The organism is Microcystis sp. M079S1, from assembly GCF_020246425.1.
In the GTDB taxonomy this organism is placed as follows: Bacteria; Cyanobacteriota; Cyanobacteriia; order Cyanobacteriales; family Microcystaceae; genus Microcystis; species Microcystis aeruginosa.
Map to the genome: position 1 here is coordinate 1 of NZ_JADBSZ010000200.1, position 23,045 is coordinate 23,045.

Sequence of the window (23,045 nt, forward strand, 5' to 3'; positions counted from 1 at the left end):
AAACTCTTATAGAGAAAGACATTTGGCGATTTTTGTTAATTGTTTTCTATCTAGAGCGAACTAATCAATTAAATCTCTTGCCAGATAAGGATTTAGTCGATTTATGCCACCCTATCGAACCATACTAAGTAACGAAGAACCTAAAAGTACAGGAATCGGGATACTGAGAGAGCGGGGATTGTCTAGGGGTAGGGAAAGCTCGATCGCTTCGGTAACGGGTAGCTGTGCTAAGATATACCGCATCTTGTATTGACCAACGTTAGCTGCGGGTGATTCTTGGGCAAAAGCATCCTCAGCCGCTAAAATTTGGCCTTTAGCAGTGGTTATCGTTAATCTTTCTGGGTGAAGAAACTCAATCCCCTCTGGAAATCCCACCAAGCGCAAACTAATTTCTACCGTTTCCCCATCTTTAACTCGTTTGAATAACACCACCTGCCAAGGACTGCCGGTATCATCGCGCAAACTATGACGGGATTGATATAACAGCTGCCCCGGACCTTCTAGCTGTTGTCGAGTTAGAGCTAGTGCGGACAAGGAAAAATCGATTTGAAGGCTGATAAATAGCAAAAAACTCACGAGAACACAAAATAATAATAGAAATCGTTTCATAATTTTATTGACATTAGCTAAAAAATGTGATAAGAGCTTCGGCACTTGAGCTAAATTAACATAACTATATCACTATACAGTTAATTATTCAAAAAAAGCTGCTGTCAAGGGAAGTGGAGCGGCTTTTTTCCGCAAAGACATTGTATGATTGATTAGATAAATTGATGGTTGCAAGTAACTTCGAGATGGCTAACAAACCCGATGAATTTGCCAGAACAGAAATCAGCGATAGTCTGAAAGAGGAAGCAGAGCAAGAAATCCGCGAAAAACAGAAAATAGTTGATTACGACACAAAGGAATATCCTGTGGAAGTTTTAGTTCAAAAATATAAAGATGGTTTAGAGGACGACATCAATGAACTTTATATACCAGATTACCAAAGAGAGATGATCTGGCCAGAAGCTCACCAGTCGAAGTTCATTGAATCAATTTTTTTAGGCCTACCCATACCCTATATTTTTGTAGCAGATTTACGCAAGGACGAGGAAGAAGATTTAGGGAGGTTGGAAGTTATTGACGGAACTCAACGCATTCGGACTTTAAGTAGATTTCTCAATGATGAGCTAGAATTATGTGAATTAAAAAAGTTAAAAACATTAAATGGGTTTAGGTTTAGTGATTTACCATTGGGGAGACAAAGGCGCTTCAATCGTTCTACTATTCGCATGATAGTGCTTACAGAAAAAGCCGACGAAGAAGTACGCAGAGACCTGTTTGAACGTATCAATACAGGTAGTATCCCCTTAAATGATATGGAAAAACGGAGAGGTATATCTCCTGGTCCCCTAGTTAATTTATTAGCAGAACTTGCTCAAGAAGAAAAATTTATCAAACTTTGTCCCTTATCGGAAGCGTCTCGTCGCCAAAGAGAACCAGAAGAATTTGTCTTACGTTTCTTTGCCTATTTAGATAATTATAAAAATTTTGCTAAAAGGGTCAATGAATTTTTAGATGAATATCTGGAGAAACAGAATACAAATAATCTTGATCAAGAGAAGTTTCGTGAGCAATTTCTAATCATGTTAGATTTTGTGGAGAAATATTTTCCCAATGGATTTTCTAAAGCAAAAGGCCATGTTAGGACTCCCAGAATTCGCTTTGAAGCCATTTCCGTGGGGGTTGCCTTAGCCTTAAAAGAAAATCCCCAATTGGTTCCCAAGTCGATCGATTGGTTAGACTCAGAAGAATTTAAGGAATATACTACTTCTGATGCCAGTAATTCTCGACCTAAAGTAATTCGTCGTATAGAATACGTTCGTGATCATCTTTTGAATTAACTATGCAAACAGTTTTGATCGATTTTCAGGAACGGGTAGAAGAAATTAATAGATATTTCGCATTTTTAGAAAAATTAGAACAGGAAACCCTACAATTATCGGTATTAAAAGATGATGGACAAAGGGAAAATATACCCCTAGACTCCCAATTAATTAAAACCCTTAAAGCCAATAGTTTTTTACTACTCTATAATCTGGTTGAATCAAGTATGAGAAATGCAGTTACCGCAATTTTTGATGAACTCAAAAATAAAAAAGTTTCCTATAATTCGGTAAGGATTGAAATTAAAAAAATTGTTATTCAAAATTTTAAAAAACGCTCCCCAGACAAGATTCACTCTAAAATCAAAGATATTTCTACTGATATTATTGCAGCTGGATTTAAAAGTCAGGAATTATTCTCTGGTAATATCGATCGAGATGAAATTAGCAAAACTGCGAAAAATTTTGGATTCTCTTTTGATACTGAATATAACAAGACCAAACATGGGGAAAGCTTGTATATGATCATGAATAAACGTAATGATTTAGCTCATGGAAATAAATCGTTTGCTGAAATTGGTAAAGATATTACTGTGGAGGAGTTGCTAAAAATTAAGGAGGAAGTAACTGCTTATCTGGAACAAATATTAAACAACATTAACCAATATATTACTGGACAAGATTATTTAGATAAATCTCAGATTAATGATCGATAAATATCTGGATATGATTTAAGATACTCAAAGCAATAACTTCAGCTAACTTAACGGGGACAGCATTACCAATCAAGCGACCAATCCGGTCAAAAACTACCGGTTCATCAGGAGATAAAAATTGATAATTTTGAGGAAAAGTTTGTAATAAGGCCGCTTCCCGTAAAGAAATAGCTCGATCTTGCTCTGGATGTCCAAATCGACCATTACCATAGCCGAAAAATTGCGTTGTAATTGTTGGACTTGGTTGATCCCATTCCATACGACCATAGACACTAGGATAGGTTTTACCGCTATTTTTTAAATGACAACTGGCAATTAATTCTTCTGGCCAATCACTCCAAGTACCCCCCGGTTTGGAAACTCGAATACGACGTAAATTTAGTGCAGATAAATTACTGCATTGGTGCAGAGGATCAAAATCAGATTTTTGTCCTGCTTGCAATGGTTGAAGATGAGCGATAGTTGTGCGGACTGTTGCATACATTTCTGGGCTATGAGTGGCAGGAAGTAGATTAATCCTACCAAAGCGTGAAGCCAATAAAATCAAGCGTTTTCTGGTTTGAGGTATGCCATAATCCAGACAATTGACCCTAGAGGATTCAATAGTATAATTTAAGCTAATTAATTTCTGAATAAACTCCTCAAAAACTGAAGTATTCTGTAATTGTGGAACATTTTCCATAGAAACAATATCCGGTTGACAATCTTGCACCAAACGAGCAAAATCTTGGAGAAGTTTCCATTTCATATCACGCTGCAGGTAACGTCTTGAATAAGTAGAAAAAGGTTGACAAGGAGCGCAACCGGCTAAAATCTTCACTTTGCTGCCGTAAAAATGACTTGCTAAATCATCGCCGCTAACATCCTCGATATTTTTTAAAATAAACTGGGCTTTGTTATTATGTTCGTAGGGAAATTGACAAGCTGGGTCGATATCATAACCCGCTTTAACGATTAGTCCAGCTTTCTCAAAACCATGGGTTAGCCCCCCAGCCCCACAAAATAGATCCACTGTAGAGATATGGTCAATCAATGACAAGTTTTATATCCTCCGATCAAAGATAGGGACAACCTTTGATCCTAGCCCATCGATCGAAAAACTACTATTGGGTCCACTGGTAGAAACAAGGTGAACGGTTACAGAACTTAACGGCCTATGATTAAAGAGACGAGGAATCAGAACCCGAAATAAATCCTCGCTCCGCCATTGCCTTGATTCTCCCTGATAATTATGGGACTTTTTGCCCGTCACCAAAACCTCCGTCAGTGGTTCAAATCCCAACACTTCGGACGTAGCGCCACCGATAGTCGTTATGCTTTACTGGTCGCCTGTTTAATCGGAATTCTCTCCGCCCTTGCCGCTATTATCCTGAAATTGGGCATCGGTTGGTTAGGTGGTTGGCGGGTGCATCTAGTAGCCAATTCCTCTCCTTTCCTAGTTTTGCCCCTCGGCGGTTTTCTGCTTGGTTACAGTGCCGGTTGGATTGTCGAACACTTCTCCCCCGCGGCCGCCGGGGGTGGTATTCCCCAAGTAAAAGCGGCCCTAGCTAAATATCCTTTGCCCCTGTCTTGGCGGGTCGCCCTAGTAAAAATGATCGGGGCGATCCTGATCCTTGGCGGTGGTTTAACCCTTGGTCGTCGGGCCCCCACGGTACACATCGGGGCAGCCCTAGCAGCCCAGTTAAGCGTCTGGCTGCCCACCAGTCCCGATCACCGTCGTCAGATGATCGCGGCTGGGGCGGCCGCGGGGTTAGCGGCCGGTTTTACTACTCCCATCGCCGGCGTCCTCTTTGTGATCGAGGAATTAATGCGCGATGTCTCCAGTATGACCCTAGAAACGGCGATTGTGGCTTCCTTTACCGGGGCCGTGGTTTCGATGATGCTGCAGAATACCCCCTCAATGATCACTGAATATGCCAATATTAGCTTCTCTGCCCAAGAAATACCCATTTATTGCCTTTTGGGGGTTTTAGCGGGCTTATTGGGGGCTTTATTCAATCAAGGCATCCTTTTTTGTAGCCAGATGCAGCGGCGTTGGCGGTTATCTCTGGCTTGGCGCATCGGTCTGGTCAGCTGGTTATCGGGAACGGTAGTGGCCTTTTTACCCGACTTTTTTCGAGATAATACGGGTTTACGGGAATTTTTGCTGGCAGGGGAATTAAGTTGGCAGAATACCGCCCTCGCTTTCGTCGTCTATTTTTTCCTGACGATGATCTCCTATAGTTCTGGCGCTCCGGGAGGACTCCTCGCCCCCGCTTTGGTGTTGGGATCCTGCTTGGGGTTTCTGGTGGGGGGAATCGAGACGAAAATTATGGGTTTCGGCAACGAAGCTAGTTATACTTTAGCGGGTATGGGGGCTTTTTTTACGGGAGTAGTCAGGGTTCCGGTAACGGCGATCGTGATTGTCTTTGAACTGCATCGCAATTTTAATGTTGTGCTGCCCCTGATGTTGACCTGTGCCGTTTCTTATATCACTGCCGAAAGCATTCACCCCGGTTCCCTCTATCAGCATTTACTTTCCGCTAGTGGTATTATTCTCAACGAAGAAACCCCTTCTAATGATGTGTTGGCCCATCTGTCGGCTATGGATGTGATGCAATCGCAGGTGGAAATTCTGCCGGCAGATTTACCCCTGGGGGAAGTGGTGAAAATTATGTCCCGTTCCCATCATCGCGGTTTTCCCGTGGTGGAACAGGGGCGACTATTGGGGATTTTTACCCAAAGTGATCTGGATAAATGGCGATCGAAAAACAGTCAAACCGTCCTACGGGAGATCATGACTCCCAATCCGATTACGGTGGCTCCCCAGGCAGCTTTAAGCGATGTTTTATTTCTCTTAAATCGCTATCAGCTTTCCCGTTTACCCGTTACCGATGGTCAAAAACTGGTGGGGATCATCACCCGCACCGATATTATCCGGGTGGAAGCTGATCAATTGGGGGGGGTTTGTCAACTGCCCCAACGCAGTACCCCTTCCTATGTGGTTTATCAAACTCGTTCCCCGGCTGTGGGAATAGGTCGGATTTTGTTACCTATTGCCAATCCCGACACCGCTACCGCTTTGTTTAAAATTGCTGCTGCCATCGCCCGTGAACGCAATTATGAAATAGATTGTCTCTATGTGATTACTGTGCCTCGTCTTAGTTCTCCGGCGGAAGTCAGGGTAGATACGCGGGAAGGACGCAAATTACTTCATCGTCTGGAAAGATTAGCCCGACAGCAGAATATATCTGTTCATACACAAATTTCCGTGGCTCAGGATATCGCCGACGGGATTTTGGCCACGATTCGCGAACGACACAGCAATTTATTAATTATGGGTTGGACGGGGGAAAAATCCACCACCGGGGCGATTTTCGGGTTTTTAGTCGATACTTTGATTGCTCAAGCTCCCTGTGAAACCATCTTGGTAAAATTGGGGACAAAGGATTGTTTTCCCAATGATCTTAATCGGGAAAGGATTTGGCTGATTCCCACCGCCGGCGGTCCTAATGCCCAACGCGCTTTAGCATTATTGCCTAGTTTGCTGTCTTTGTCCGAGTCTTCCGATCATCCCGAACTTTGGTTGTGTAAAATCTATTCCCCGACGGATTTACTGCCAGATCTGTCCACTTTGGAGGTTTTACAAGCATCTTTACAGAAAGCGATCGCACGGCCGATTGTACCTTTACCGATTCGTTCGGCCTCTCCGGCCGAGGCGGTCATTGATCTGGTAGAATCGGAGGATTGTTCCTTGGTGCTTTTGGGTGCATCTAGGGAAAGTTTGCTCAATCAGTTCTTAAATGGCAATATCCCCTCGACGATTGCCCGTGCCGTTAATTGCACTGTGATTCTCGTGCGAGAGGAATTATCAGATTAGGTTATTAGCTAGGCGGAAGCTAAAGTTAAACTGAAGGGTACGGTATTGTCAATTTTCGCCCCTTGACTTTCCTCTAGGGAATGGGGGTAGAATATTTCCCCCTCTAGTTGACCATCGGAGTCATCGTCATCCCCATCGCTGATATAAAGGCGTTCACAGGGGATGTTATCGGAAAGGATGGCACTGGCCATCATCCCCGTATGAATCTCTAAGAAAGCATCCGCTAGGGTCTCAAATACTAAACGCTGCCCGGGGAAAACCACCCTTTCAAAATACCAGTTAGCAATATTGGTGATGCGAACAATTTGAATATGACTGGTCGCATTGACATAGCAACAAAGAATACTATTTTTCTTGCCGTTGGGGAGGGGATCGAGAATCTGTGCCATAGCAATTGGGGTGATCTTAAAGTGTGTTTCTCATCGCTCCTTCACCCTAACATCCTTTGATCCCCGATAGTTGTAAAGATGATTACATTACTCTGATAAAAATCTACTGATCGCTTTTTCTGGTGATAGAAGGCGGTTTTTATTAAAAAATCATTAAATTTAACTAATGCCTAGTTTTGGCTATTTGTCAAGGGGGGAACTACGTTTTTTTGCTGTTTTTCTTGATTTTTTGCCCAGCTATTTAGGGTCTGCTGAATAAATCTAAAAACCTTGTTGGGTAAGACTTTTAGACTTTTTGGTTTCCAAAAAGTGCCAGATCCCGGAGTGATCGGGTGGAAAATTCCTGGACTTTTTCCCTGAAAATTAGGTAATTGACCCCCTCAAAATCGCTAAAACCCTACACCCTACACCCTACACCCCACACCCTGCCCCCAGGAAAAACTTTTTGCCGCAAACCCTATTTATCACTCACTTTTGTTAACGGTTTCAGGATTATCGAAACCGAGGTAATTTTTGTCAAGTTAGATACCTCTTGCTCTTGATCTTATCGATCTGGTTGACTAAAAAGGGGCGGCCTGTGCTGGGACTGATAAGTTTTACAGTGCTGGGGATAATAATCCCTCGATTGTTCGGGGTTTCTAGCCAAATTTCCCCTGAGAATCCCCGTCTTTTGCAAGCGGGGAAATGTCAACTCATCAATCTTGGGACTCTATCAATCAATTTTCCTGGCCGAAGCAGCATTAACTATAAACTTTCTAAAACCTCTTGAGCGGCGGCCAAAGTCCGTTCGATATCGGCCTCTGTGTGAGCTAAAGAAGTAAAACCTGCTTCAAACTGGGAAGGAGCTAGATAAACGCCTCTTTCCAACATTCCCCGGTGAAAACGACCGAATTTAGCCACATCGGCCTTTTTGGCATCTTCATAGTTATGCACGGGGGTGCCAGTGAAAAACATTCCGAACATGGCACTGATATGACCCCCAGAAACGCTATGACCAGCATCTCTGGCCACTTTCAGCAGCCCTTCAGTTAAGGATTTGGTCACTTTATCGAGATATTCGTAGGTGCCGGGGCGCTGGAGTAACTCGAGGGTTTTAATTCCTGCTGTCATGGCCAAAGGGTTGCCGGATAAGGTTCCCGCTTGGTACATCGGGCCGGCCGGAGCCACCATCGCCATAATATCAGCCCGACCGCCGTAGGCCCCCACCGGCAGCCCACCGCCGATAACTTTGCCGAGGGTGGTTAAATCGGGGGTGATGCCGAATTTTTCCTGAGCGCCACCGTAGGCGATGCGGAATCCGGTCATTACCTCATCAAACATTAATAGGGACCCGTATTCCTTGGTTAATTCCCGCAATCCTTCTAAAAAGCCAGCATCCGGCACGATAAAGCCGGCATTACCCACCACTGGCTCTAAAATCACCCCGGCGATCGAGTCGGGATTTTCGACAAAGAGGGCTTTTACCGCTTCCAAGTCATTGTAGGGGGCGGTTAAAGTGTTGTTAGTGGTGGTTTTGGGAACCCCCGGCGAGTCGGGCAAGCCCAGGGTCGCTACACCAGAGCCGGCTTTAACGAGGAACATATCGGCGTGACCGTGGTAACAGCCCTCGAATTTGATGATTTTATCCCGGCCGGTAAAAGCCCGCATTAAGCGCAGGACGGACATACAGGCTTCGGTGCCAGAATTGACAAAACGCACCATTTCAATGCTGGGAACGGCATCAATCACCATTTCAGCGAGAATATTTTCTTGAACACAGGGAGCGCCGAAACTGGTCCCTTTGTCTAGGGACTCGTGCAGGGCGGCAATCACTTCGGGATGGGCATGACCACAGATAGCCGGTCCCCAAGTTCCCACATAGTCGATGTATTCGTTACCGTCCACGTCGCGAATATAGGCCCCTTTGACGCTTTCAAAAACGATGGGTTGACCACCGACGGATTTAAAGGCCCGCACGGGGGAACTTACACCCCCCGGCATTAATTTTTGAGCGGCTGTAAAGATTTCTTTCGATTTTGTTGTTTGATACGAAGATGTGCTAACCAATCCTGTCTCCTTGTCTACTTGAGTCTATCGGTTTCGGGGAATGCCCGGAGCTTTGTTTTGTTAACTTCCTGCTGCTTGTTCCATTTTAAAGATCACTGGCCTACATTTGACGCAATTTTTCCCTAGGAAGAGCGCTGGTCGGATCAAGTCTCGCTCTTCTTGACTTATAGCTTGATCCTTAACAACTTATGTAGCTGGTTATAATTAAATTAAAAATGGATTTTAGGTTTGATCCCCCCTGCCCCCCTTGATAAGGGGGGTGCCGATAGGCGGGGGGATCTGACAACTTTTAACGCCTACCTACTTATGTAATTGGCTGAGAAAGGGCGAAAATTTCACTTTTGACCATTTTTCCACAATCTTTTCAGAATTGCTCCAAACACCCTCGCAATGGGCGAAGTTATTGCTATTGATAGATTTTAGCCCGGAAAGAGCGATCGAAAAAAGCTCCGGTTTTCCACAGATTTTCCACAGGGGAATTCTTGCTATTATTTCTTAGCGTACAAAAAAACTATTCCTGCTATGAAATTTACCAGTAGTCAAAGCGAACTCAACAGCAATTTATCCCTAGTTAGTCGGGCCGTTGCCAGTCGTCCTACCCATCCGGTGTTGGGAAATGTTCTCTTTTGTGCCGATGAGGAAAAGGGCGAAATTAGCCTGACTGCTTTTGATTTGAGTTTAGGGATTCGCACCAGTTTTCGGGCCGAGGTGGTGGAAGGGGGCAAAATTACCCTGCCGGCAAAATTGCTTAACGATATTGTCTCTCGTTTGGGAGAGGGGGAAATCACTATCTCTGTGGAAGAAAACGAGAATGATGAGGAGCATAGTCTCGCTTTCCTGAAAACCGCCTCGGCACAGTTCCAAATTCGCGGCATGAAAGCCGATGAGTTCCCAGAATTGCCCACGGTGGCCGATGGAGAAATTGTTAATTTACCTATAGTTGCCTTGACAGAGGGACTAAAAGGTGCATTGTTTGCCGCTAGTGGCGATGAAACTAAACAGGTGTTGACGGGGGTACATTTAACTAAAACCGTCGATTGTCTAGAATTTGCCGCTACAGACGGTCATCGTTTAGCGGTGGTACAAACTCCCCTAGAGGAGGTGGAAAGTGCCTCTGGTGGCTTTAATGTCACCATTCCGGCCCGGGCCCTGCGAGAATTGGAAAGAATGATGGCAACAAAACAAAATATCGAGACTATTACTCTGCATGTGGATGATTCTCAAGTCATCTTTGAAATGGGGGAACAGAGGTTAACCAGTCGTAAGTTAGAAGGGGCCTATCCCACTTATAATCAGTTAATTCCTAAATCCTTCGAGCGTTCTTTGGTTTTAGACCGCAAACAATTAATCCGTTGTTTGGAATTAGTGGCGGTTTTATCGGACCAAAAGAATAATTTAGTCAAGTTTAGCCTCGATAGCGAAAATGACCGTTTATCCCTAGCGGTGGAATCTCCCGATTTAGGTAGTGCCAAAGAGTCCATGGCGGCGGAAATTCAGGGAGAAAGTGGCGATATTGCCTTTAATGTTAAATACTTGATGGACGGTTTGAAGGCTTTACCCAATAATGATATCCAAATGCAGTTAAATGCTAGTACCCAACCGGTTATTTTTACCCCCTTGGGAGGTTTAAAGATGACCTATTTGGTGATGCCGGTACAAATTCGTCAGTAATTCTGACTTAATCGGAACCGTGGGATCTGTTTTTAACCTATCCCATTTTTGATTGTAAGTAGCTGGTTATAATTAAATTGAATATAGATTTTGGGTTCGATCCCCCCTTAATCCCCCCTTGATAAGGGGGGTGTCGATCCCCCCTTAATCCTAGGGCTAATTCATTCTCCGAATCTAATTCTTTTTTTTGCTACCTTTAATCGCTTACGAGGTAAGCTAGGAAGCAGGGGAGTACAGGTTTTTGCTCTCATAGTAGGTTGATTCATGAATCAAATCTCATAGTAGGTTGATTCATGAATCAACCTACAAAGCACGACGTTTTGACAAATTTTCAGCTATGTATTTCCGAGAAATCGACTAAAAACGTTACCAGATAAGGAGTTGAGAGAATGACATAAGAGAGAATGAATCAGCCCTACATCTGGGGGGTGACTAGCGATTTCTAGCTTAACCTGCGTTCGGGATAACGCTATAGAAGGGACTGTTAGAAAACCTTGGCCAATTCTAGATTCTCAACTCCTTGATTAATAGCCAATCGCTAACAAGAAGTCCCCCCTATCTATGGACTGGGTTTTACATCAATCTGCTTAAACCGAACTCAGTTTAATTTAGGCTTTTCTGCCGAAAACAAAAGATAATCATCAAACGCCATAAACCAACCCCGATTGCTTGACCAAGCTTCAAGTCCAGGGTTATCTTTCTGGAGATCGATAACTAAATCATGCTTACTAATCCCTTGGCTAATCTGGGCAAAATAATGAACCATTGCCGGCCAAACATATTCACTAATAGATAAAGCTTGGATATTAACAAATCCATGCTTTTTGAGTTTTTCTACATAAGTATGTCGGTCGTATTGATTAGGAAAGGGAATACACATTTTCTTACTATTAACCCGCAGCCAGAAGTTAATTTCTCGACCCACTCTAGGCAAACAATCCGCTATAGCCAACCTTCCACCGGGCTGCAAAACTCGAAAAGCTTCTGCGAAAAAATCCTCACGAGTGTCAAAATGAAAAGCACATTCTAAAGCGGTCAACTTATCAAAAGAATTCTCAGGAAAAGGGATTTGAGTAGCCGAGCCGACTTGAAGTTTTATCCTGTCCGATAACCCTGCTTTAGCTACTCTTTCTTGAGCAATTTCTACTTGTAACTCGGTTGTATTTAGACCGATAATTGAGCCAACATTGTTTTCTCTTACCCAGAGTAAATCCTGTTCAGCAAAACCGAAACCCACATCCAAAAGGTGATCTCCGGCTTTAAGTTCGGCTACTTCGGCTAATTTACGCGCTAAAGCGGCACAAGCTCCGTTATAAGTTGTTTCTTCTTGCCAATAACCAAAATTAAGCCATTGGGGAAAATTAGGATCATGAAGATGAGGATCGCGTTTCGCTATATTAGTATACAGTTCAGAAACTTGAAACTGATCTTGCAAAAACGCCATTTCTCGAACCGGATTAAGGATAAATTGTTTGATGGTTGCCCAGCGATTACGCCATTCATCTTTGAGGGGAATTTTGCCGATGTTTTCCAAATTATTATCCTCCTAAGGATTTTGCAGAAATATTGCCATTTTTAATTAACCGAATCCCTGAGATTCTCTAGATGCTTTAAAAAAGATTCCACACCTCCGGATTAATCATATAAGGAGGCTTCTCTCCCTGAAGCACTTGTAATATTTGATTTGCCGCCGAAACAGCAGCCGCTAGACTCGCTTCAGGGGTTACTCCGGCTAAATGAGGTGAGAGAATGACATTCTCAAAATTATATAAAGGATTATCTAAAGCCGGCGGTTCTGGTTCAAAGACATCGAGGGCGCATCCAGCTATCAATTTTTGATTAAGGGCGATCCCTAAATCCTTTTCACAAACGACTTTTCCCCGGGAGGTATTAATTAAAAAAGCTGTTGGTTTCATCTTTTTAAAAACTGAGATATTAAACATTTCCCGCGTTTCACTTGTTAGTTCAGTATGCAAAGAAACAAAGTCCGATTCAGCCAGAAGAACATCTAAATCTTTGACCAAAGTTGCTCCTACTGTCTCCGCTTTGCTGGCTGGAACATAGGGATCATAAGCTAATACTCTCATCCCCAGTGCTAGGTTACATTTGTGAGCCACCAGAGTACCAATTCTTCCTAAACCTACAATACCAAGGGTCTTGTTTTCGAGTTGAATCGGTTGCATCTGATTGCGAATTAAATAGTTACCCTTTTTCACACAATGATCTAAAAAAGGGAGCTTTTTAGCAAGGGCTAAAATCATAGATAAGGTGTGTTCTGCTACAGCTGTAGTTGACATTCCGGGATTATTAACAACGATAACCCCCTGTTCTGTTGCTGCCATAATATCAATAGAATCTGTGCCAAATCCAGAGGTACTAATTACTTTTAAGTGTTTTGCTAATCGGATTGATGAAGCCTCTAACTTATTAGGATAACGCACAAATACGCCAGATACTTCTTGAATTGCCTCATTAATTTCCTCCGGTGTAGGGTTGGACAAAATCTCTATATTAGTAGATTCTTCAAGAAGTTTTTGCCCCGCTTCATCATACATTTTTCCGATTAAAAGAACCCTGTGTTTTTGAATATCCATAGTCAGAGTTTTTGGTGAAGTAGTAGTCATCGTAATTTTTCCTAAATTGAGTTTTAGCAATGAAACAGTTACAGAGATTTTGAGGCTCGATAATCATCTATGGAAACAAGTCGCCAACTAGAATCCTCTAAAAGTTCTAAGACCCATTGATGATACTTAAATAAACTTTCTCGATGACCTACGCTAATAAAAGTTGTCTGTGCTTTTTGTAACTGGTGATATAAGGTTTGTTCGTTGTTCAAGTCTAAAGCACTTGTGGCTTCATCTAAGATTACATAGCGGGGATGGGTTACTAACAATCGTGCAAAAGCAAGGCGTTGTTGTTCTCCTAAAGATAATATATTTTCCCAGGGAACTTCCGCATCAAAGCCATGAACTTTTGTGGCTATATTTTGAAGATTAACTTGTTGTAAAACGGATTCAAGTTCTCCATCGGTCATTTCACGGGTTGTTTTAGGATAAAGTAACTGTTCTCTTAGAGTTCCTAAAATAATATAAGGACGTTGAGGTAAAAAGAGAAATTCTTCTAAGGGAGGTCGTTTTAAACAACCAGTTCCTGCATTCCATAAGCCAGCAATAGCTCTTAATAGAGAACTTTTACCTCGTCCACTCGGTCCGACAATTAATAAACCTTCGCCTGGTTCGATAGATAGGGATAAATGTTGAACAATTACCTTTTCATAATCCGGTGTTTGTAAAGTAACATCCTCAAACTCGATCTCATTTTGTTCAAGGGTTTTAATGGTACTAGCATCCTTGGGTTGTCGGTCCATTTCTTCTAAGGCAGACGAAAATTCAGATAGACGCTCAACATAACTGGAAAATCTGCCCAAAGAACCAAATTCAAGGATTAACTCAGAAAAACCATTAGCAAACATACTGCAAGCAATGATAGCCTGATTAACTTGTCCGAAATCAATTTCCCCCCGAATATAGGCTGGAGCAAAGACGACAAAGGGAAATATTTGAATAACTGAGCGATAACTTCGACTAAAAATGTCTTGATTTCTCTCCCAATCAATCTTACTGAGAGAATTTCTGACGAGATTATTAAATCGACGTTGAATGATTTTCAACTCTTGATTTTCGCCTTGAAAAAAGGCAATAGATTCAGCATGATTCCGAACATGAGTTAAAGTGTAGGTGTAATTAGCTTTGGATTCCAATTCTTCTTGACTAATCTTATCTAATTCTCGACTTAAAGAAACAGCAATTAGGTTGCCGATAATTGTATAAGCCACTAGAATCAAGGCGGCTAGTCGGGAAATTGAGAAAAGAATTACTAAAAAAGTAGTCATTTCTAAGACTTTTTCTAATAAAATAGCTCCAAAATTAACAGCATTTCTAGCAATGGGTTCTATTTCTTGGGCTATCCTTTGATCCGGATTATCCACATCGGATCTAAAATTAATTTTGTAATAAGCGCGATGGCTCAAATATTGGGTAACAACCTGCTGATTTAGCCATTCATACCAATCCAGAATAATTCTTTTTTTAACAAATTTAGAAAATGCAGTAAACAGGGTAATTAAAAGTAATCCTAAGCCATAAAGTAATAAACTTGTCATAAACTTAGAGGCATTTTTATCTTGAATAATGACATCAACCAAATAGCGATTAACGAAGCTATTAACTGCATTAGAGGCCACCAGTCCAACAATTACTAAAACAAGGAGAAACAGCATTCCCCATGAACTTATTACCTCTGAAAATGTCCTTCCTTTAGGATCAGTTGGATACCAGTAAGGAGCGGCAATCAATTTCAGATTGTCAAAAAATTGATGAGAGCTTTTTACGGTTTCTTGTTGAAAAAATGGAGTTTGCATAGTTTGAATATAGGGTAACTTTTAGGAAATGCCTTGAATTTTTTTTAACTTCAAGCTTTCTAACTTCAAGGCTTAGGATTATTTAATCTCCTAAAAAAGCCTCCAAATCAGTAAGTTCTTGTAAGATTAAATCCTCACTAATCTCCTGCTGAACTTCAGTGAAGTTAATCATCTTCTCGGCTGTTTTTTGAACTTTTTCACCGAAAATACGGTCAAACAGATAATCAACTAAGCGTCTAATATTAGGAAAGTCAAAGACTAAAGAAGTGGGTAAGAGAACTTCTAATCCTTTCTCTAAACGATTTTTCAATTCAATAGAGGATAAGGAATCAATCCCCATTTCTATCAATCCTTGTTCTGAATCTGGCATAGATTTAATCCCTAAAATAATTCTGACTTGTTTGCTAACATATTCTAACAAATATTCCCGACGTTCTCCTAAAGGAATATCCTCTAAAAGATGCAGTACAGAGTCTGATTCTTGAACAGAATTAATGGGAATTTCTGAGAGTCCTAAATTTTTTAGGAGTGGTTTCTCGCCTTTAAATTGATAGATATTTTTGAAACGAACCCAATCCACATCAGCGATTAAAACTTGTGTTTGATTAGAAGCCATAATAGCATCCATCACCCTCAAGGCCATATCTGGAGCAATTTCCCTGATGCCAATCTGTTTGAGCCAGTCCTCATAGTCTTGAGACACTATACCATGACCCGCCAATAATGCCCAATTTAAAGTCGTTGCAGGAAGTTGTTGAAGATGACGGAAATGAGCCAAAGCATCCAGCCAATGACTAACAGTATCATATAAGCCTTGTTCCTTTGCCCCCCAAATTGCACCCGCCGAAGAAAACAGCACAAAATAGTCTAATTGAGTACCCAAAGATAGTTGATGTAAATTCCAAGAACCCTTAACTTTTGCCTGAAAAACTGCTTCTAGATCCTGCAAAGTACAGTCTTTTAATTGAGCTTGTCGGCCTGAGATTCCGGCAAGATGGAAAATGCCACGCAAGGGATAGGCGGTTTTTTCAATCTGGGTAAATATGGCCTGCATAGCCTCAAAATTGCCAACGTCTGCCGAAATAACTTCGATTGATGCTCCTTTTTCCTCTAATTTTCTGATTTTTTCTGATATTTGGGCTAATTCGGTTGCTGAATCCCACAGGAAGCGAGCCGGTAATGAGCGGCGTGTCGTTAAAATGAGATGTTTTGCTCCTAAATTGACTAAATGTTCCGCCAATTCTAAGCCTAGATGTCCTATTCCTCCCGTAATTAGGTAGGTAGCCTCAGGTTGAATCTTAACGGTTGTTGTCTCTAGAGACTTGAGAGGAAGCAGACGAGCAATATAGCCTTGACCTTTGCGGAAGACCAAATGATCCTCATCGTGAGCATGAGTTAATCCTAATAGTAATGCGGTAATATTTTGATTAATATCAACGTCGGGATCAAGATCCAGCATACCTCCCCATAATTGCGGATTTTCTAGGGCAATAACACGCCCCATTGCCCAAAGAGGAGACTGAAACCCTAAAGAAGGCTGTTCTAATTCAAAGGGTTGGGCTCCCTGAGTGACAAGGAATAATTGAGGTGGATTAGGGATTTTTTGAATAGCTTTGAGAAGATTTAAAAGATAGTTACAGCGATTCAATAAAATGGATTCTGGTTGCTCTTTGGGAGTACTATTCAAAAGATAAATAATTCGATCTGGAGATGGATTGGACGCAAACCATTCCTCTAATTGTTGTAGTTGATTAGCATTCAAACAAGACTCAGAAGATGATATTTGTGTATTTTTCTCCCCTTGATAAATTATCCGACAGGAATCACACTTTTTAAGTAGTTGCTCTTGAATCCCTAAGGCAAAAGTATTTTGTTGGGGTTCAATATCAGTAAAAATTAGCCAGTTTTTAGCGGTGTTAGGGGAGATTTCTGAACTTTGAGCCAGAATAATACTTTGCTGAAATAAAACACTACCTATTTTTTGATCAGGAGAAACAAATTCTACCTGAGAAAACCCCGATTTAAGCAGAATAGATTCCCAAGTCGATGCTGTAATTATAGGATGATTTGGGCGCAAATGATAATCGCTAAAACGCCACCAACCTTGAGTCACACCAAAGATTAAATCAATCCAGGGAGATTGCTGAGTTAATTCTAACAGTAATAAATGACCGCCTGGACGTAGTAAACTTTGAATATGAGGCAAGGTTTCCTCTTGTAAATTGGCGGTAGAGTGTAAGACATTAGCCGCGATAATCAAGTCATAAGAATGGCAGCAAAACCCTTGTAATTTCGGAGCTTTTTCAATATCGAGTACTTTGTATTCTAGTCCAGAAAATTCAGCCAAATTATCTCTAGCTTTCTCTAGAAAGAAGGGGGAAACATCAGTGAATGTGTAGGTAATTTGACGAGACTTACAAGCTTTAAGAACCTGTTGGGTTGTAGCTCCAGTTCCCGCGCCAATTTCGAGAATGCGGAGGGAGGCTGAGGGAGCATAACTTGAGAGGAGAAGTTCAACGGTTTTAGAGATACCCAGATTGAGAATTTTTGCCGAAGATGTATTTTTATAAAACTCGCTGGCTCCTCCTTGTCCATCTTGAGAAAATAGGATAGATAAAGGAGATATTTTTCCCGTAATAATGGCTGCTAAATTTGTGGCAACTTGTCGAAATAGATTGAGTTCTATTTGAGCATTAGGATAATGATTGATTAAATCCTCTACCGCTAAATCAGGATTAGAGTGTTCGGGTTCTTTAACAATTTTCCATAGGGTATTTTGCTTTTCTAAAATGCCGACTTTCGCTAATATTTCTAGAAGATGATTCCAGAAAGATTTATATTCTTGTTTGAGTTCAGCTTGAATAAAACTTTGATCGGGATCAAGAAAGGTATTCATTTGAAAGAGTTCTAAATCTTTCAGAGCTTTAACTACAAAGTCAGCTGCCAGTTTTTCCATTTCGGAAAAAGCGCAAGAAACTCCCATCAATTCTGAGGAGTGTAATTGGGGTTCTAAGTAACCCTCTAAATCACTTTTAAGGGGGGTCAAATTTTGTAGCTTACCGTCGGCTAAATCCCAGGGAAGCCAAGCTACTTGATAAAGTAATTTGGCAAAATTAAAGTCCTCTTTTTCTTGATAATAGAGTTTAATCAACTGTTGAACAATAGCGGATATTGTTGGTTTTTCATCTTCAGAATAATGACCTGTTTCTAAGAGGGTTTGCATCAAAGTATTTTTGTCCTTTTCAGATAACATTTTGACTAGATTAGATTCCTGTGGAACAGTTGCAGATGGGGTTTTTAAAGGAATCCAGTGTTGACGTTTTTGAAAGGGATAAGTAGGTAAAGCACATCGTCTAGGATGATAGTCTTGATCAAAACTAAACCAGTCTATCTTTGCACCGCGAACATAAAGTTTGCCCAGACTTTCTAATAAAACTTGCCAATCAGAAAATCCTGAGCGTAAACTGGGTAGAGTTAGAGGTTCAGATGAAGATAGGGATGATTGAACAATTCCTGAGAGAATAGGTTGAGGTCCAATTTCAATAAAGGTATCACATCCGAGAGATTGTAGGAATAAAGCCCCTTGATGAAATTGTACCGTATTTAGTAAATGTTGAAGCCAATACTGAGGAGTCATAATGCTGTCATCAGCAATTTCTCCTGTTAGGTTAGAGACCAGAGAAATTTGAGGTTGACTGAAAGAAATCTCTTGAAGAATCGTTTTAAATTCTGCAACCATTGGCTCTACTAAAGGGGAGTGAAAAGCATGGGAAACTTTGAGTTGACGAACTTTCACCCCGGCATTAGTGAAATGGTTACAGAGTTTTTGAATTACGCTTTTTTCTCCAGAAATAACGGTATGTTGTTCCGCGTTAATGGCAGCAATAGCGATTTTTATGCCTTGGCTTTGGCACTGCTCAATAACTGAGTTCTTATCGAGAAAAATAGCGGCCATTTCCCCTTGATTTTGGGGTAACTGCCCCATCAAATTGCCTCGATGGGTGACCAGTTTTAAGCCACTTTCAAGATCAAAAACGCCAGCAAAACAAGCAGCAGAATATTCTCCTAAACTATGCCCTAAAATGGCGGCTGGTTGAATTCCCCAAGAATGCCATAATTGAGCGAGAGCAACTTCAATCAGAAATAGTGCCGGTTGGGTATAAGCGGTTTGGTTTAAGGGGTCATCTGTATCAGCAAATACGACGTTTAGCAGGGATTTACTCGTTAGTTTTTGATAGTAGTTTTCCCCTGCGTCTAAAGTTTTTCTAAAGGTGGGTTGAGTCTGATAGAGTTGATGAGCCATCCCTGCATATTGAGACCCTTGTCCTGTAAATAAAAAGGCAATTTTAGGCGGTCTTTTTTCATCAGCTATACCATGAATAGTTGACTGATAATCTAGTTGCTTGAACTGACGTAATTGTTCAATAAAATCACTGTTTTTATAGCCAGTTAAGGCTAAACGATTTGAGAAATGAACTCGGCCTGTATTTGCCGTAAATACTACATCAGACATATCCTTTTCAGGTTGACTTTCTAAAAAGTCTATGTAGCGACTTACTAACTCTTTCAAAGCCGGTTCGGTTCGAGCGGAAAGGGTGAGCAAATGATAGGGACGTTTGCTCTGATTGTCTTGAGGAATAATGGGAGGAGCTTCTTCTAGAATAACATGAGCATTAACCCCGCCAATACCTAAAGAGTTTACCCCTGCCCGTCGGGGTAATTTTTCGTCCTTGTCTTGCTTAGTAGTCCAAGAAATAGCTTCATTATTAATATAAAAAGGAGTCTGAGAAAAATTAATTTGAGGGTTAGGATTTTGGAAATGTAATGTAGGCGGAATAACTCTATATTTGAGGGCTAAAGTCGCTTTAATTAAACCGGCAATACCGGAAGCAATCTGCATATGTCCGATATTGGTTTTTACTGAACCTAAAGCACATTCTCCCTCATTTGCACCCTGATAAACTTTAGCTAAAGCATCAACTTCAATGGGATCTCCAAGGGGGGTTCCTGTGCCATGAGCTTCCACAAAACTAATTGTATTAGCATCAACACTGGCAAAGGCTAGGGCTTCCGTAGCGGCAGCAATTTGACCCTCTCCACCAGGCGCAGTAAATCCTAATTTTTGGCCACCATCATTATTAATAGCAGAGCCTCTAATAACTGCATAAATATGGTCATGATCGGCTAAAGCATCTGACAATCTTTTGAGCAGAATTACTCCTACTCCACTGCCAAAAATAGTCCCTTTTGCTTCCGCATCAAAGGCGCGACAATGACCATCAGGAGACATGATCAGTCCTTCTTGATATAAGTAACCAATTTTTTGAGGAGAATTAATTGAAGCAGCTCCAGCTAGAGCCATGTCACTTTCTCCACTAATTAGACTCTGACAGGCGAGATGAACTACAACTAATCCAGTAGAGCAAGCAGTTTGAACATTAACGCTTGGGCCGTGTAAGTTTAGTTTATAAGAAATTCGCGTTGTTAAATAGTCTTTGTCATTAGCTACCATTGTTTGAAACCCTCCCGTTGAATCTAGTGTGAAGGGTTGTAACTCGTCATTACTATCTAATTGACCCCGATTAGGATAACAATTATTGATCAAATAGGTGTTCATACTTGCGCCAGCAAATATACCAATTGATCCTTGATAATTACTGGGATTATAACCGGCGTTTTCTAAACATTCCCAACTACATTCAAGAAGTAAACGTTGCTGAGGGTCTAGTAATTCTGCCTCTCTATCTGTATAGCCAAAAAATTCGCTGTCAAAGTATTCAACTTGCTCGAGAATTGGTCTAGCTCTAACATAATTAGGCTGATTAAATAGTTCCGAAGACACTCCCGATTCTTGTAATTCTTCTTCCGAAAAGAAAGAGATAGTTTCGATTCCATTTTTTAAATTTTCCCAGAAGGTTGTTAAATTTTTAGCCCCTGGGAATTGCCCCGCCATACCAATAATTGCAATGTCATGGGTTTCATTATGGCGACGGGTCCGGTTTTCGGCACGTTGACGGCTTTTTTGTGCTATAACTTGAGTGGTATTTGATTCTTCGCTTAAGAAACGGGCTAGGGTGGCAACGGTAGGATTTTTAAACATTTCAGCAAGGGATAGCTGACGGTTAAAAAGTTTTTCAAGTTCATTTTGAACTCGGATTAAGTGTATAGAATGTCCCCCTAGTTCAAAGAAGTTATCCTCTAAACCAACTGAGGTTAACTGTAAAACTTCACTCCAAACTGCTGCTATTTGACGTTCATTTTCTGATTGAGGTAAGGTTTGATTTTTCTGACGCTCTTTTGCTAAATATTGATCTATTTCTTGGATACGGCTGCTAAATAATCCCTGTTCAAAATCCTTTTTTAATTTAGATTTTTGAACTTTGCCAATAGAGGTTTTAGGAACTAAATTTCTTTCTAAGGGAATGACATAAGCTGGAGCAATTCCGAATTTTTGGGTCAAATGACTGCGAATTTTTCTAACAACTTTTATCCAGTGTTCAAATTGATCAGATTCTGGGCTAAAAGTAATAATTAATAAGTCAGTTTCTCGACTTTGATCAAAGACGGCAAAGGCGGCTGTATAAGATACTTTAACCCCTTCTAACTCTTCGATTGTTGTTTCAAGTTCATGGGCAAAGTAATTAACACCATTAATGATAATTTCTTGTTTTTCTCGCCCAGTAATAAAGAGTTCCCCCTTAAATAAATACCCCAAATCTCCCGTAGTAAACCACCCTTCTTGAAAAACTTCCCGGTTGAGTTCAGTATTATTGTAATATCCTTTAGTAACAGAATTACCTTGAATTTGAAGCTTTCCAATTTCTCTTTCAGGTAAAGGATTATTTTCCTGATCGACTATCCGGATAGTTGCTCCAGGAATCGGCTTTCCTAGAGAGACAAAACTATTTTCTTCGGTGAGTTCATTTTTACTTAAACCGGCTGACCAAGTAATCCCAGAACAGGATTCAGTCATGCCAAAAGCTGGTTTAATCGCTCTCTCCCGTAGTTGATGTTTTTCAAGAATTTCTAAGAATAGGCGAATCGTTTTTACTGAAACTTGCTCGCCAGCATTCACTAAAAATTTCATTGAGGAGAGGTTATAAGAGGCGTGCTTAAGTTCTTCAGCCTGTTGATTAATTAAGGAAAATGCAAAGTTAGGGGACCAAGAAATGCTTACTTGATGCTTTTGAATGAGTTCTAACCATTGGAGGGGTTGGCGTAGGACTAATTCCATCGGAACGTGAATTTGATGACAAGCCAAATCTACCGCCATAATTCCTAAAAATACGATAGCTCCTACATGATCTAAGGGCATCCAATTAAGGGTAACTTCTTGTTGGGTAAAGTGGTTCATTGCCACTGTACCAGCAGTCATGGACAGAATATTATGATGAGTTAATATTACTCCCTTGGGCATACCTGTACTACCCGAAGTAAAGAGTAATAAGGCTGGATCTTGTGGATCAAGAATCGGCAATTGATGGACTTTAGAGGGGGCTTTTCTGAGTTCATTAACTGAGATAACTTGCCACCCTTCTAGATGAGAGGAAGTTCCTAATTTTTCAATTTCAGTAATTAGTTCACTATCGGATAATATCAAAGGATTGTCTAAAATTTTCCAAACATTCTCTAGTTTTTTGACGGCAGAATTTTCCAGATCATAGCTAGGAGCAACGGTCAAAGGAACTGGAATAATTCCCCCTAAAAAACAAGCCCAGAGTGCGGGAATAAAGTCTTGATTTTTGGCAATTTGTAGGATAACTTTATGCCCTAATTTTATCCCCTTTTGTTCCAGTCCATTTAAAATAACTAGAGCATCTTGATATAAGTCTTGATAACTCTGAAAATATTCAGCTGCGTCATTTTTAATATAAGTAATTCCATGATTATTATGTTTAGTGGCAGTTTCTAAGACTTCTGACAGAGTCCGCCAATTATCTTCCAATTGTCCTCCAAAACTGATTGAATGCTTAGACACTTTTTTTACACCTCTTGATCAAAAATAGAACCAATCTCGAAAACCCTATGAATCAGTATATCGCTACGCGCAAGTTAAAAGTCAGAAGTGGCCAATTC

12 protein-coding genes are annotated in these 23,045 nt (G+C 41.0%); 4 read left to right on the top strand and 8 right to left on the bottom strand.

Annotated elements, in window-relative coordinates; translation table 11 throughout:
- Positions 1-111 precede the first annotated feature (111 nt).
- Positions 112-609: a DUF3122 domain-containing protein gene (locus IM456_RS13130; RefSeq protein ID WP_287692341.1), complete on the bottom strand. Its 498-nt coding sequence runs from the start codon at positions 607-609 to the stop codon at positions 112-114.
- A gap of 164 nt (positions 610-773) precedes the next feature.
- Between IM456_RS13130 and IM456_RS13135 the strand changes: the two genes are divergently transcribed.
- Together IM456_RS13135 and IM456_RS13140 are read left to right on the top strand one after the other, a co-directional pair.
- Positions 774-1,886: a DUF262 domain-containing protein gene (locus IM456_RS13135; protein ID WP_287692343.1), complete on the top strand. Its 1,113-nt coding sequence runs from the start codon at positions 774-776 to the stop codon at positions 1,884-1,886.
- Between the two features lie 2 nt (positions 1,887-1,888).
- Positions 1,889-2,584, top strand: coding sequence for an MAE_28990/MAE_18760 family HEPN-like nuclease (locus IM456_RS13140; RefSeq protein WP_149985549.1), 696 nt, complete (start codon positions 1,889-1,891; stop codon positions 2,582-2,584).
- On the opposite strand, the gene IM456_RS13145 is transcribed toward IM456_RS13140, so the two are convergent.
- Positions 2,571-3,623 carry a DNA cytosine methyltransferase gene (locus IM456_RS13145; protein ID WP_216645578.1) on the bottom strand — a complete coding sequence of 351 codons (1,053 nt, stop codon included), beginning with the start codon at positions 3,621-3,623 and terminating at the stop codon, positions 2,571-2,573. The two genes, IM456_RS13140 and IM456_RS13145, sit on opposite strands and share 14 nt — an antisense overlap.
- Before the next feature lie 192 nt (positions 3,624-3,815).
- On the opposite strand from IM456_RS13145, the gene IM456_RS13150 reads away from it, so the two are divergent.
- Positions 3,816-6,443: a chloride channel protein gene (locus IM456_RS13150; protein WP_287692347.1), complete on the top strand. Its 2,628-nt coding sequence runs from the start codon at positions 3,816-3,818 to the stop codon at positions 6,441-6,443.
- 8 nt (positions 6,444-6,451) lie between these two features.
- Here IM456_RS13150 and IM456_RS13155 read toward each other — a convergent pair whose 3' ends face one another.
- Positions 6,452-6,832, bottom strand: a complete 381-nt coding sequence (locus IM456_RS13155; RefSeq protein WP_149985547.1) for a DUF1830 domain-containing protein — start codon at positions 6,830-6,832, stop codon at positions 6,452-6,454.
- Between the two features lie 744 nt (positions 6,833-7,576).
- Positions 7,577-8,878 (bottom strand): glutamate-1-semialdehyde 2,1-aminomutase, encoded by a 1,302-nt coding sequence (hemL, locus tag IM456_RS13160; RefSeq protein ID WP_149985546.1) that lies wholly within the window; start codon positions 8,876-8,878, stop codon positions 7,577-7,579.
- A 522-nt stretch (positions 8,879-9,400) separates the two neighbouring features.
- Here hemL and dnaN point away from each other — a divergent pair.
- On the top strand, positions 9,401-10,549 hold the full coding sequence (gene dnaN / locus IM456_RS13165) for a DNA polymerase III subunit beta (protein WP_002739977.1): 1,149 nt from the start codon (positions 9,401-9,403) through the stop codon (positions 10,547-10,549).
- Positions 10,550-11,147: 598 nt separating this feature from the next.
- On the opposite strand, the gene IM456_RS13170 is transcribed toward dnaN, so the two are convergent.
- From IM456_RS13170 to IM456_RS13185, 4 genes are all read right to left on the bottom strand, one after another.
- Complete coding sequence (locus tag IM456_RS13170; protein ID WP_287692350.1) at positions 11,148-12,083, bottom strand: class I SAM-dependent methyltransferase; 936 nt, start codon at positions 12,081-12,083, stop codon at positions 11,148-11,150.
- A 76-nt stretch (positions 12,084-12,159) separates the two neighbouring features.
- The gene (locus IM456_RS13175) at positions 12,160-13,173 is read right to left on the bottom strand and encodes a hydroxyacid dehydrogenase (protein ID WP_287692351.1); all 1,014 of its coding nucleotides are present in this window, start codon (positions 13,171-13,173) and stop codon (positions 12,160-12,162) included.
- Between the two features lie 38 nt (positions 13,174-13,211).
- Complete coding sequence (locus IM456_RS13180) at positions 13,212-14,969, bottom strand: ABC transporter ATP-binding protein/permease (protein ID WP_287692352.1); 1,758 nt, start codon at positions 14,967-14,969, stop codon at positions 13,212-13,214.
- Positions 14,970-15,051: 82 nt separating this feature from the next.
- Positions 15,052-22,947, bottom strand: a complete 7,896-nt coding sequence (locus tag IM456_RS13185) for a type I polyketide synthase (RefSeq protein WP_287692353.1) — start codon at positions 22,945-22,947, stop codon at positions 15,052-15,054.
- Between the last annotated feature and the right edge of the window lie 98 nt (positions 22,948-23,045).